This window comes from Bradyrhizobium sp. IC3123, from assembly GCF_020193625.1.
In the GTDB taxonomy this organism is placed as follows: domain Bacteria; phylum Pseudomonadota; class Alphaproteobacteria; order Rhizobiales; family Xanthobacteraceae; genus Bradyrhizobium; species Bradyrhizobium yuanmingense.
Genome location: NZ_JADYVF010000006.1, coordinates 255,588 through 268,599, shown reverse-complemented (window position 1 = coordinate 268,599; position 13,012 = coordinate 255,588). Strand labels below are relative to the sequence as shown.

The window sequence follows — 13,012 nt, the reverse complement described above, 5'->3', positions numbered from 1 at the left end:
CACGGCGGCCATGTCCGCGGCCACGGCGGCGGCATGCGCATGGCGGGCATCATCGCGGGATGCGGTTCACAACCGGCGCCCGGCGTGGCGGCCCGAACTTCGGTCAGATCCGCAATGCCGCGATACGGCCGACGAACTTCCGCAACGCCTGGAACGCCAGCGCCTTCCGCAATGGCCGGCTGATCAGCAATCCGGCGGCCCGCGCGCAGATTGCCGCGGCGGCGGCACTCGCCGGCTGGAGCGGTGCAAGCAGCGGATGGTGGCAACATCCCGGCGGCGGCTACGGCTGGGTCGGGCCGCTGTTCTGGCCGTTCGCCTATAACGATCTCTACGATTACACAATCTGGGGCGACGGGCTCGGCTTCTGGGGCTACGGGTATCCGGACATCTATGCCGGCATTTTCGGCCCCTATGGCTATGATCGGCTGTCGGCTTATCTGCCGCAGCAGCCGCAGGGACGGCGGCGAGCGCGCAGCGCGCCGCTCGATCAGCTCTGCGGCAGCGATCGGCGCGCCATCGTCGGCCTGCCGATCGATCAGATCGCAGCCGCGGTGCAGCCGACGAACGCGCAAGGCGCTGCTCTCGATGCGCTCGGCAACGCCTCGGTCGACGCGGCAGCGCTGATCCGCACCTCCTGTCCGACGCAGGCCGCGGCGACGGCGCCCGGCCGGCTCGCCGCCATGCAGCAGCGGGTCGAGGCGATGCAGAAGGCCGTCGATCTGGTCCAGCCTGCGCTGGACCAGTTCTATGGTTCGCTCAACGACGAGCAGAAGGCGCGCTTCAATGCGCTTGCCGACGATCAACGTCGTGCCGCGGCATCGAACAATGCGGGCGGATCGTCGGTGCAGACTTGCAGCCCGTCCGCCGCGTTCGATTGGCCCGGCGCCACGATCGAAGAACGGCTTCGTCCGAACGACACTCAGCGCGCGGCACTCCAGGTGCTCCAGGACACCAGCGCCAAAGTTAGCACGTCGCTCAAGGCGTCCTGCGAGCCCAATGAGGTGATGACGCCTCCGGCCCGCATGGCCGCGATCCGCAAGCGTCTCGATGTCATGCTGGACGGAATCAAGTCGGTCCGGGCGGCGCTCGATGATTTCTACGCCACGCTCAACGACGAGCAGAAGGCGCAGTTCGAGGCGATCGGCCCGCGCCGCATGTCCTGAACGCCGTGAGCAATTGAAGACCATTGGTGGGGCAATGAAGTGGTTCGCGAGGCGAGAGCCGGCAGACGTCTGGGACGAGCCGATCGGGGGGCCGCTCGGCGACATCGACGCAGCCGACCGGATTCGCAACATCTGCCAGGCTGCGCGGGCGATCGCCGAAGCCGCCGGCGCTTCGGCGCCGACCAGCACGCGCGAGCGCTATGAGCGCGCAGCCCGCGCTGCCATGGAGATCGCGATGAAGATCTCCGACGATCTGATGCGCGACGACGCCGTGCGCCGCATCGTGGATCTCTGCATGAAGGCTGAGGACATCAAGACGGCGCAGATCTTGTCGCGTGCGATCCAGGCAGGCTGGATTCGAGAAGCCGTGCTCCGGGACCATCCGGCCCTGTCGCAATGAGTTCGGCTCGCGCGATTGGCGCGAGCCGAATGTTGCTGGTGACGGACCGGCTCAGTATCTGCGGTAGCCACCGCTGTTATGGTCGCCGCCGCGGCCGCCCATTCCCATGCCGAGGCCGATCCCCACGCCGATGCCGATGCCCTGCATCACGGCCTCCGGCGGCGGGCCGCGATCCGGCGGCGGCGCGCGCTCGTAGACCACTTGCTCGGACGGCGGCCGTCGCTTGGGCGGCGTCTCGACCACCTTGCGCTTCGGCGGGGTCTCGTCGACGCGCTTCTTGATCACGGGCGGGACCGGCGTTGCCGGGGTCGCGGGCGTCGAGCACGGGCAGGTCGGCGCCATCGCGACCGCGACGGGCGTCGCCGCGGCGGCCACGGGCACGGTGTAGTTGCGGTTCTGCACGCGCAGCAGCAGCCGGCGCGCGGTTGCCGCGAGATCGCTGTTGTCCCAGTTCGCGAGGTATGCCTCGAACGAGGCGCGGGTGTTGATCGCGGTGGCACGCTCCCACGCCAGCATCTGGCGACGCCGCTCCAGCACGGTGCGAAGGCGCGGCGTGCGGGTGTCCTGGGCATACAGCTCGATATAGGCCTGATACGCCTCCACGGTGTCCTCGGTGATCACGAGCTCATAGGCGACCATGACCGGCTTGCCCTGCAATGTCTTGCGCCAGTCCGCGACGTTGCGCGTGCCGCCTGCGAGCGCCATGGCGGATGCGCCGGGAAGAGCGGGCGTGCTGCCGCCGCTCTCGCCGAAGAACCTGAAATCGGTGGTCAGCGAGGAGCTTTCCCAGGGAATCTGCCGGCCGTCGGTCGACTGCGCCACCGCGACACGGATGCGCTTGAACATCTCCTCGATCGGCAGGTTCGGCTGCTTGGCGACCGTCAGCACGGCCGTCGTGTAGGGGCTGTCGAGGCCGTTGCCGTCCTCGGCCTCGGCGCCGGGCGAGGTCGAATAGGAGATGAATGAGCCGGGCGCGCCGGCCTTGGTATCGACGATCGCAAGGCCGTGGCCGGCGCCGCTGAGCGCGGGGAACGGGTTGTTGCGGCAGGCATCGAGCATGAAGATGCGCGCCCGCGTCGGCAGCGCGCCGAGCGTGTTGAGCATGTCGTTCAGCCGCACGCCCTGCAGCGGGATGTCGGCCTCGCGCTTGGGATCGAGATCGACAGGCACCAGATAGTTCTCGCCGTCTATCTGAAGGCCGTGGCCGGCATAGAACACCAGCGCGACGGTGTCGGGGCCGCTGGCACTGACCTTGCCGGCGAAGTCCGAGATCGCCGCGCGCATCTCGGTCTGCGCCAGATTGGCCGCCGTGGTGACGGTGAAGCCCGCGCTGCCGAGCAGCTCCGTCATGCCCTTGGCGTCGTTGGCGGCGTTCGGCAGCTCCGGCACGGTGCGATAGGCCGATTGGCCGATCACCAGCGCAAGGCGCGCTTCGGCGGCCGCGTCCGTGGGCGTCACCAACTGGGTGAGTGCGAGAAGACCGGACGCAAGAAGCAAATTCGAAAAGACTGGACGGCGCATGATGTCACCTCCAACGGCAATGCGCACGATGATGTCACTATTTCTAAGTCCGCGCCATGAGGGCGTCTGTGCGCTGGATCACTCAAGGGCCGCGGCAAAATGGGGCAGGGTATCTGCCGCAGCCGTCCCTGTGCTAGACCTTTCGACCGCGCTGCCGCGGGCATTCTGCCAGTGAGGGAGGCTTGTCGTGAAGGTCCTGCTCGCGCACACCCCGGAGATGCGGCGCAATTATTACGGCGATCGCAGCCTGAACGGCCTGCGGACGGCCGCCGAGGTGATCCTGCACGAGAAGGATGAGCCGCTGGACGCAGCCAGCCTGGTACGCGCTGCGAAGGATGCCGACATCATCGTCGCCGACCGCATGACTGAAGGGCGCGGCGAGATCTTCGCGCAATTGCCGCATCTGCGGGCCTTCGTCCGCTGCGCCGTCGACATCCGCAACGTCGACGTGGATGCGGCCTCGCGAGTCGGCGTGCTCGTGACCCGCGCCGGACCCGGCTTCGTGCAGGCCGTGGCCGAGCTCGCGCTCGGCTTCATGGTCGATCTCTCCCGCGGCGTGTCGCGGACCACCGCAGACTACCAGGCAGGCCGCAAGCCGGAAGCACGGATGGGCCGCCAGCTCGCCGGCAGCCGGATCGGCATCATCGGCTACGGCAGCATCGGGCGCTACCTCGCCGAGATCGCAAGAGTGCTGCGCATGGAGGTATTAGTCTCCGATCCCTTCGTAACCGTCAGCGATGCCGAGATCCGGCAGGTCGGTCTCGACGAGCTCCTCGCCGCATCGGACTATGTCGTCTGCCTCGCCGTCGCCAATGCGCAGACCGAGACTCTGATCGGGGCCGCAGCCCTGGCGCGCATGCAGAAGCATGCCGTCTTCATCAATCTCTCGCGCGGCAATCTCGTCGACGAGTCGGCGCTGGCACGCGCGCTGCGTGAAGGCCGCATCGCCGGCGCCGCCATGGATGTCGGCCGCGCACCGGACCAGATGCCGACGCCCGATATTGCCAAGCTGCCGAATGTCATCGCGACGCCCCATGTCGGCGGGCTGACGCCGCAGGCCATCGAATACCAGTCGCTGGAGACCGTGCGACAGGTCGAGGCCATCGCGAGGGGAGAAATCCCGCAAGGCGCCGTTAACGCCGATCGCTGGACGCGGCGGCCGTGAAAGGTCTCAAAGCCGGTCCACCGCCTTGAACGTCCCGTCCTTCTGAATCACGGTCAGGAACACCTTCGGCGGCATGTCGAGCATGCGTGTGCCGACGGTGACGATGCTGCCGCTGATGTCGAAACGGCCGGTATCGTTGATGGCGCGCAGCAGGCTGGCGCGGGTCGGATTGGGGCCGGCCTTTTCCAGCGCCGCGGCCGCGAGGCGGCCGGACAGATAGCCTTCCAGCGACACGAAGTCCGGCGTCAGCGCCGGGTCGTACGCCTTTAGCGCCGCCTGATAGTCGGCGACGAGCTTGAGCGAGCGGTCCCAGGGAAACGGCACCACCTGCGAGACGATGACGCCTTCGCCCTCCGGGCCGAGCTCCGCGGCGAGCGCGACGGCGCCGACGAAGGAGATGTTGACGAAGGTTGGACGAGCGCCGCTGCGGCGGGCGAGCTTGATGAACTCCGCGCACGGACCATAGGTCCCGACCATGACGATGGCTTCGGGGTCGGCGCGCTTGATCATGCGCCAGGCCTGGCCGACCGCGCGGGTGTTGCGCTCGTAAGTGCCCTCGGCGGCGAGCTCGAGCCCGCGCTTGGCGAGCGCCCGCTTCACGCCGACAAGCCCGTCGCGGCCGAAGGAATCGTCCTGGTAGAAGATGCCGATGCGGGTGAACTTGCGATCCTCGGTGAGATGCTTGATCCAGGCTTCCGCCTCCGCGCCGTAGCTGGCGCGGATATTGACGACGTTCGGAAGCTCGAGATCGCGCAGGAACTCGGCGCCGGTGAACGGGCCGATGAAGGGCACGTTCCTGGAGCTGGTGATCGGTATCGTCGCCATCGCGGTCGGCGTGCCGACCGCACCGATCAGCGCGAACACCTTGTCGTCGTCGATCAGACGCAGCGTCTGCGCCACCGAACGGTCGGGATCGTAGCCGTCGTCGCGGCTGATGAGCTGGAGCTTGCGGCCATGAACGCCGCCCTTGGCATTGGCCTCGGTGAATGCGGCGACGATGCCTTGCCGCATGCGCTGTCCCAGCGCGGAGGACGGGCCTTCCAGCGCCGCGGCCTGGCCGAACAGGATTGCATCCTCGCTGATGCCGGCCTCGTTGCCCCTCGCAACCAGCGTGGTCGCGGCCAGAAGCGCGATGGTCAGAACGACGGATCTCGCTGATCGAATTCGATGCATCGGGAGGCTTGACGGATCCTTGAAAGAAGCCTTGCGCAACATAGCCTTGCGAGGCTGAATAGCTCGCTAAGCGCCACGGCGCAGAGAGGCCGTATTACACCGGGGAAAACCGGCAACTTATGTCGAGAAAGCCGGGATCGCTCGTGCACTTCGTTAACTAATTTCCGCATTGCGGTACGACTGGTTTCCGAAATTGTGCACTTCTTAACCGCCGTCTTGTTCCGATAGCGGCACCGGCACCTCAACCAGAGGTTCGGTTCGTCGCGGACAGGGGACGGCGGCTTCAAGATGGGCGGTCGCGATCAGAACGATCAGGATCGGAGACGTAGAGGCGGATGGTGGCGTGCCGCGCCGCTGCTCGGGCTCTATCGTCCTGCGCTCGTCGCGGTTGGCGTTGGCCTGCTGTTCTCGATCGTGGGCGCTGCCGCCGTCGCGCGGTGGGAAGATCGCGTCAACAGGATCGAGTTCGAGAACGCAGCCGAGACCCAGGCGATCGTCCTGCAGAACGGCATGAACGAGTACATATCGAGACTTCTCGCGCTGCGCACGTTGTTCGAATCGACCAACGAAGAAGTCACCCGCAGCGAATTCGAGACCTTCAGCGCCCGCCTGTTCGAGCGTCACCCCGGCATGCTGCGCATCTCCTGGTTGCCGCGGATCAACCGCAAGGAGCGCGCGGATTACGAGGCCGCGGCGATCCGGGACGGTGTGTCGAGCTATCACATCAAGGCGCTGCAGGGCGAGAGCTTCGTCATCGCGCCGCAGAGTGACGAATATTTTCCGGTGTTCTACTCGACGCAGCCGAAGACCTCGTCGGTTTACGGCATGGACTACACGACCGTTCCGGAGCGACGGGCGGTGCTGGAGCGCGCGCGCGACAACGATCGCGTCGCAGCCATGCGCACGCGCCTGTTCGGGCCGAAGGACAGCGACCGGCCGTCCTATGTCCTCGTCGTCGTTCCCGTCTACGCCAAGGGAACCTCGCGCGAGGAGATCGCGGACCGGCGCCGCAATATCGCCGGCGTCGTGGTCGGCGTCTTCGACCTGCCGCTGCTGATCCAGTCTATCCGCGTGACCACCGGAGCCAGCCCCGCGGTCAGCATGACGGTCTTCCCGCCGTACACGGCGCAGATCGTCAGCCTCGAGCAGATGCTGCCGGATTATGCGTCGGCCGCCTCGGCGCTGCGGTCGATGCGGGACATCGCGCGGACCCTGCACTGGTCGGGCAGTCTCAAGATCGGCGACACCGATTGGCAGGTGCGGGCGGTTCCGACCGCCGGTGGTCCGCTGGCGACGACTTACGACCGCGCGGTTGCGGTCCTCGTCGTCGGCATGCTGCTGACGCTGTCGCTGTCGACCTATCTGATGCTCGCCAGCCGCAATTCGCGGCGGCTGTCGCTGGCGAACCGGCGCGTGCTCGAGCTTGCCCAGACCGACATCCTCACGGGATTGCCGAACCGCGCCTTTTTCCTCACCCGGCTCGACGAGATGAACGGCAAGTTGAGCGTGAGGGGCGAGCCCTTCGCGATCCTGATGCTCGACCTCGATCGCTTCAAGAACGTCAACGATTCCCTCGGCCACGCGGCCGGCGATGCGCTGCTGCGCCAGGTGGCGCAGCGGCTGAAATCCGCGCTGCGCGCCAACGACGTGCTGGCGCGGCTCGGCGGCGACGAATTTGCCATCATCCAGCAAGCCGGCGAGGACCAGCGCGCCTGCTCGACCGATCTGGCGGCGCGGATCGCCAAGCTCGTGAGCGAGCCGTTCCTGCTGCCCGGACACCGCGTCGAGATCGGCACCAGCATCGGCATCGCAATTGCACCGGATCATGGCAGCGATCAGGAGCAGCTCCTGAAGAAAGCGGATCTCGCGCTCTATCGCTCGAAATCGGCCGGCCGCAACTGCTTCACTGTTTATGATGAGGCGATGTCGGCCGAGCTGGAGGCCCGCAACACGCTGGAAGGAGATCTGCGCGACGCCATCGCGCGCTGCCAGCTGGAGGTGCACTATCAGCCGTTCGTCGACGCCCTCAGCGGCGAACGACGCGGCTTCGAGGCGCTGGTGCGCTGGCGGCATCCGACGCGCGGCCTGATCCCTCCGGACCAGTTCATTGCGCTTGCGGAGGAGACCGGGCTGATCGTGCCGCTCGGCGAATTCGTGCTGCGGCGCGCCTGCGCGGACGCAGCCGGCTGGCCTGCCGATCTCATGATCGCCGTCAATCTTTCGCCGATCCAGTTCAAGGAAGCCGAGCTGTTCGACATGATCTGCGCGGCGCTCGCCGATTCCGGCCTGCCGCCGCAGCGGCTCGAGATCGAGATCACGGAATCCGTGCTGCTGGAGCGCGGCAGCGAGAATCATGCCTTCATGGAGCGGCTGAAGCAGCTCGGGGTCGAGCTCGCGCTCGATGATTTCGGCACCGGCTATTCCTCGCTCAGCTACCTGACCGCGTTCCCGTTCGACAAGATCAAGATCGACAAGTCGTTCATTCGCAATCTGACGCAGCAGCCGCGCTCTTCCGCCATCATCTCCTCGATCGTGACGCTGGCGCGCGGACTGGACATGTCGGTCACGGCCGAAGGCGTCGAGACGCGCGAGGAGTTCGACCGGCTGAAGGCGCTCGGCGTCAATTTCGCGCAAGGCTATCTGTTCGGCCGGCCGCATCCGATCGAGCGGATCCTGTTCGACGCGCCGGTCAAATCATCACGGCTCGACGCCGCCTGAGCGCGCCGCTCAAGCAGTATTTAGGTCGTCATGCCCGGGCATAGCCGTCCGAAGGACGGCGTCGCTTCCGCTCGCCTATGTCCCGGGCATCCACGTTCTCCGTCCTGCGTCGCAAGACGTGGATGGCCGGGACAAGCCCGGCCATGACGTTGCGGGAGCGTCTGCGCCCCGCTCAAGAGGCATGCGCGAAAAGCGCTTGACCCGGACATCCCCGGATGGTCCGAAGAACCGTCTAGGGATGAAACAAGCACACAACATGCGGCTTCCGTTCTTCTACGGCTGGATCGTGGTCGCCGTGACCTTCGTCACCATGGCGATCGGCGTCAACGCGCGCACCGCCTTTTCGCTGTTCTTTCCACCCATCATCTCCGAGTTCGGCTGGGAGCGCGGCGTCACGGCGGGCGCCTTCTCCTTCGGCTTCGTTGTGTCGGGCGTGGTCAGCCCGCTGATCGGCCGCCTGATGGACCGCGCGGGTCCGCGGGCGGTGATGGAGCTCGGGGTCGTGCTGATGGGCGGCGGCCTTTTGCTGGCGCCGCTGACCAGCGCGCCGTGGCACCTCTATGTCACCATCGGTGTCATGGTCGGTGCCGGCAGCGTCTGTCTCGGCTATTCCGGCCAGTCGCTGTTCCTGCCGAACTGGTTCATCCGCAAGCGCGGCTTCGCCATCGGCATCGCTTTCGCCGGCGTCGGTATCGGCTCGGTGACGCTGCTGCCATGGGTGCAGCACATGATCGAGCAGACCGGCTGGCGCACCGCCTGCACCGCGATGGGCCTGCTCGTCCTGATCGCGCTGGCGCCGATCAACCTGCTGCTGCACAAGCGCCCGGAGGACATCGGGCTCCAGCCGGACGGCGATGCCGCCCCCGCCGCAGGCGCGGCAAGCCCGGTCTCCAACGTCGTCGATCACGTCTGGGTCAACACCGACTGGACGCTGCGGCGCGCCGTCGCGACCGCGCGGTTCTGGTGGATCGGGCTCGGCTATTTCTGCGGCCTGTACATCTGGTATGCGGTGCAGGTGCACCAGACCAAATTCCTGCTCGATGTCGGCTTCAGCCCCGGCGTTGCGGTGTGGGCGCTCGGAATGGTCAGCCTGCTCGGCATTCCCGGCCAGATCGTGCTGGGGCACGTCTCCGACCGCATCGGCAGGGAGTGGGTGTGGGCGATCAGTTGTGCGGGTTTCGTCATCTGCTTCGCCGCGCTGATCGCGCTGAAATATCAAGCTTCGCTCTGGCTGGTTTATCTGATGGTGTTCACGCAAGGCGCGCTCGGCTACGGTCTCACCTCGATCATGGGCGCGGTGGTGTTCGAGATATTCCAGGGCAGGCACCAGGGCAGCATCTTCGGCACGATCATGCTCGCGGCGCTGGCGGGCGGTGCGGCCGGACCGTGGCTGACCGGTGTCCTCTATGATCGCGCCGGCGACTACACGCTCGCTTTCGCCCTCGCCATGGTCGTGAGCGGGGTGTCGGCGCTTGCGATCTGGCGGGCGGCGCCGGGCAAGGTGAGGGCCGTGGCCGGCCGGCTGCACAAGCTCAAAACGGCATCCGAATAGGTCCAGTACGCTTCAAGATACCTTCGGCGTTTTCGCGAAGCGTTAATCATGCCGCCTCTTGGCGCAGCGCGCCGGAATTGCAAAAACGTCTTGGACACCATCGGAGCGTTAACCTCTCGCCGATTGCCGCATTTCCCGATGCCGCTGGTCCAGACGATGCCCGCCTCCGATCACCTTGCGACTGAAATTCCTGACGTGCTGCGCGCCGCGCTCGAACGCGCCGACGATGGCATCGTCATCGTCGATGAGGCGCATCGCATCACCCACTTCAACCCCGCCGCGGAACGGATCTGGAAGCTCGCCGCCGCCGAGGTGCTCGGCCGCGATGCCGCCGTCCTCACCCTCAAATGCCTAAGCGCCGGTGCGACCGCGGATTTCCGCGAGGAGATCAGCCTCGTGCGGCACGACGGCAGCCGTATCAAGGCGCAGGTCGCGATGTCCTCGGCGATGGTCGACGGCGCGGCCCATCACATCGTGTTCGCGCGCGACGTCAGCCTCGATGCCGAACGCCGCGCCAGGATCGCACTTCTCCACGCGGTCTCCGACCAGACCAACCGCGTGGTGATCATCACCGACGTCGAGCAGAACATCGTCTACGTCAATTCCGCGTTCACGGCGCTGTTCGGCTATACCAGCGAGGAGGCCGAAGGCCGCCGCGCCGGAGAGCTCATTGCCGGCCGCCACACCGAGCGCAAGGCGATTGCGAAGCTCGTCAAGCGGCTGATGCATGGCGGTCAGCGCGACGAGGCCGAGGTGCTCGTCTACGACAAGGATGGTGAGGAGATCTGGGTCTCTGCCCGGATCGACGCCTTCCGCGACAAGAAAGGCCGGGTCAAGCACATCTTTGCGCTGCTCGAGGACATCACCGAATCCCGGCAGCTGCGCTCGCTGCAGCAACTGATCATGGCGGCGCTCGCCGACGAGGCGCCGATCACCGAGATTGCCGATCGGCTGTGCCGCCGCGTCGAGCAGATCGCGCCCGGCGTCGTCTGCTCGCTGCTGCACGTCGATGCCGCCGGCTTGCTCCATCCGCTGGGCGGCCCGAGCTTGCCCGAGGACTATTCCCGTTCGCTCGACGGCATCGCGATCGGTCCCGAGGTCGGCACGTGCGGAACCGGAGCCTTCTACGGCATTCCGGTTCTGGTCGCCGACATCGATGCCGATCCGCGCTGGCAGCCCTACAAGGCGCGGCCGCTCGAAGTGGGCTTGCGCGCCTGCTGGTCGACGCCGATCAAGGCCAAGGACGGCCGGGTCATCGGCACCTTCGGTTTCTATTATCGCGAACCGCGGGCGCCGAGCCGATGGCACCGCCAGATCGTCGATGCCTGCGTCAACCTCGGCGCGTTCGCGATCGAGCGCAAGGAGGCGCGCGCCGAAATCGCGCGGCTCGCCTATCACGACATGCTCACCGGTCTGCCGAACCGCGCGCAGCTGCGCCACCTGATCACGACCGCGATCAATGCCTGTCCGACCGGAGGCCATGTCGCGCTCGCCTTCCTTGACGTCGATCATTTCAAGGACGTCAACGACACGCTCGGCCACGCCGCCGGCGACGAGCTCTTGATCCTGCTCGCGCAGCGCCTGCGCGAGCAGATCGGTCCCGACGACATGCTGGGACGGCTCGGCGGCGACGAGTTCGTCATCCTGCTGCCGCAACGCAATGCCGAGGCCGCTGAGCGCATCGCGGCCGGGATCACCGAGGCCCTGTCCGCACCGTTGCGGCTCGGATCGAAGCTGATGCCGATGTCCGCCAGCATCGGAATCAGCCTCTATCCCGATCACGCCACCGACATCGACACATTGATGCAGCAGGCGGACGCCGCCATGTACATGGCCAAGCAGGCCGGACGCTCGACGCATCGCCTCTTCAGTGCCGAGATGAACGTGCTCGCGGAGCAGCGGCTGGCGCTGATCGCGGCGTTGCGCCGCGCGGTCGCGGAAGGTGTGCTGAGCCTCAGCTATCAGCCGCAGATTCGCAGCTGCGACGGCGCGATCCACGGCGTCGAGGCGCTCGCGCGCTGGCGCGATGCCGTGCTCGGCGACGTCTCGCCGGCAAAGTTCATCCCGCTCGCCGAGGAATGCGGGCTGATCGAGCAGATCGGTATGTGGTCCGTGCGCGAGGCCTGCCGTCAGATGGCGAGCTGGCGCCGCGCCGGGCTCAACATCCCCTGCGTCTCGGTCAATCTGTCGCCGATCAATTTCCGCAACGTCACGCTGGCCGCGCGGCTCAAGGACATCCTGGCCGAGCACGATCTGCCGCCGGATGCGCTGATGCTGGAGATCACCGAAGGCGCGTTCATGCAGGACGGCGCCGCGGCGCTGGAGACGATGAACGCGATCCGCGAGCTCGGCGTCGGCCTCTCGGTGGACGATTTCGGCACCGGCTATTCCAGCCTCAGCCGGCTAGCGCATCTGCCGATCCGCGAGCTCAAGATCGACCGCAGTTTCATGCGCGACATCGAGCAGGACGCGGGCGCGCTCGCGATCGCCACCGCCGTGGTCCGCGTCGGCCAGGGCCTCGGCATGAGCGTGGTCGCCGAGGGGGTCGAGACCGAGGGGCAGCGCAAGACGCTGGCTGAGCTCGGCTGCGACATCGTCCAGGGCTTCCTCTACGCGCCGCCCCTGCCGCCGGTCGCCTTCGAGCGCTGGCTGATCGAGCATTGCGCCGAGCAGGCGAGGGCGATGCTGGGGCGGCTTGACCTTGTGGCGGACAAGGTTGCCGTGAAGCAGTCGGCGTAGCCGCCTTTGAGCGGCAGGAACGCATCAGCGACCGGCGGCAGAACGGGCTTCGCTAGAGCATCGAAAGCACGACAATGCCTTCCTCGAGCTCTCCTGAAGCCAGGCGCGCCCGCGCCATGCGCTCGAACTCCGTGCGATGCTTCTGTAGATAGCTGAAGGCCTGCTTCTGCGTGTTGAATGTCGTTGCAAGCCGGCACATCTGCCGATTTGCGCCGGACGCGAGAAAGAATGTGATGGTTCCGTGATCTGGCTTTATGCGAGGCACGATCTGCACTCTCCGGCATGGGATCGGCACTTCAGATTTCGCAGGCGGCGTTGAAGACGGCTATCGCGCCAACTTCCTTGTCCGCTTCTTGAGCTTAGGCACCGGCAAAGTCGATCGAAGAGCTTCATCGGCCGCTTCCCTCGCCTGGCGCGCCTCTCGAAGCCGCGCCATGTTCTTGCGAACCTCGATGGCTTGCCTTTCCACGTCCGCCAATGCCCGCGCGCCCTCTTCGGCGGCCAGGCGCTTGCGATCGGAACGTGTAATGCTTTCGGGTGACGGCTCTGCCGGCTTCTTGCTGCTCATCGTTCACCCGGAT

10 protein-coding genes are annotated in these 13,012 nt (G+C 66.6%); 6 read left to right on the top strand and 4 right to left on the bottom strand.

The features are described from left to right. Nucleotides 1-59 precede the first annotated feature (59 nt). Together I6F20_RS21865 and I6F20_RS21860 are read left to right on the top strand one after the other, a co-directional pair. The gene (locus tag I6F20_RS21865) at nucleotides 60-1,163 is read left to right on the top strand and encodes a Spy/CpxP family protein refolding chaperone (protein ID WP_225127769.1); all 1,104 of its coding nucleotides are present in this window, start codon (nucleotides 60-62) and stop codon (nucleotides 1,161-1,163) included. A gap of 34 nt (nucleotides 1,164-1,197) precedes the next feature. Then, on the top strand, nucleotides 1,198-1,563 hold the full coding sequence (locus I6F20_RS21860; RefSeq protein WP_036006488.1) for a hypothetical protein: 366 nt from the start codon (nucleotides 1,198-1,200) through the stop codon (nucleotides 1,561-1,563). Between the two features lie 51 nt (nucleotides 1,564-1,614). Here the strand turns inward: I6F20_RS21860 and I6F20_RS21855 are convergent, their stop codons facing one another. Further along, nucleotides 1,615-3,084: a caspase family protein gene (locus tag I6F20_RS21855; protein WP_225127767.1), complete on the bottom strand. Its 1,470-nt coding sequence runs from the start codon at nucleotides 3,082-3,084 to the stop codon at nucleotides 1,615-1,617. Between the two features lie 187 nt (nucleotides 3,085-3,271). Here I6F20_RS21855 and I6F20_RS21850 point away from each other — a divergent pair, with 187 nt between their 5' ends. Beyond that, nucleotides 3,272-4,249: a hydroxyacid dehydrogenase gene (locus I6F20_RS21850; protein ID WP_225127765.1), complete on the top strand. Its 978-nt coding sequence runs from the start codon at nucleotides 3,272-3,274 to the stop codon at nucleotides 4,247-4,249. Between the two features lie 6 nt (nucleotides 4,250-4,255). Here the strand turns inward: I6F20_RS21850 and I6F20_RS21845 are convergent, their stop codons facing one another. Next, complete coding sequence (locus tag I6F20_RS21845; protein ID WP_225127764.1) at nucleotides 4,256-5,422, bottom strand: ABC transporter substrate-binding protein; 1,167 nt, start codon at nucleotides 5,420-5,422, stop codon at nucleotides 4,256-4,258. Between the two features lie 288 nt (nucleotides 5,423-5,710). Between I6F20_RS21845 and I6F20_RS21840 the strand changes: the two genes are divergently transcribed. From I6F20_RS21840 to I6F20_RS21830, 3 genes are all read left to right on the top strand, one after another. Further along, the gene (locus tag I6F20_RS21840) at nucleotides 5,711-8,140 is read left to right on the top strand and encodes a bifunctional diguanylate cyclase/phosphodiesterase (RefSeq protein WP_225127763.1); all 2,430 of its coding nucleotides are present in this window, start codon (nucleotides 5,711-5,713) and stop codon (nucleotides 8,138-8,140) included. Nucleotides 8,141-8,396: 256 nt separating this feature from the next. Continuing rightward, complete coding sequence (locus tag I6F20_RS21835; RefSeq protein WP_225127882.1) at nucleotides 8,397-9,692, top strand: MFS transporter; 1,296 nt, start codon at nucleotides 8,397-8,399, stop codon at nucleotides 9,690-9,692. Between the two features lie 138 nt (nucleotides 9,693-9,830). After that, nucleotides 9,831-12,431 carry an EAL domain-containing protein gene (locus I6F20_RS21830; RefSeq protein WP_225127762.1) on the top strand — a complete coding sequence of 867 codons (2,601 nt, stop codon included), beginning with the start codon at nucleotides 9,831-9,833 and terminating at the stop codon, nucleotides 12,429-12,431. Nucleotides 12,432-12,483: 52 nt separating this feature from the next. Here the strand turns inward: I6F20_RS21830 and I6F20_RS21825 are convergent, their stop codons facing one another. Continuing rightward, the gene (locus tag I6F20_RS21825) at nucleotides 12,484-12,705 is read right to left on the bottom strand and encodes a hypothetical protein (RefSeq protein WP_036006506.1); all 222 of its coding nucleotides are present in this window, start codon (nucleotides 12,703-12,705) and stop codon (nucleotides 12,484-12,486) included. 51 nt (nucleotides 12,706-12,756) lie between these two features. Next, nucleotides 12,757-12,999, bottom strand: a complete 243-nt coding sequence (locus I6F20_RS21820) for a transcriptional regulator (RefSeq protein WP_225114925.1) — start codon at nucleotides 12,997-12,999, stop codon at nucleotides 12,757-12,759. Nucleotides 13,000-13,012: the final 13 nt, after the last annotated feature.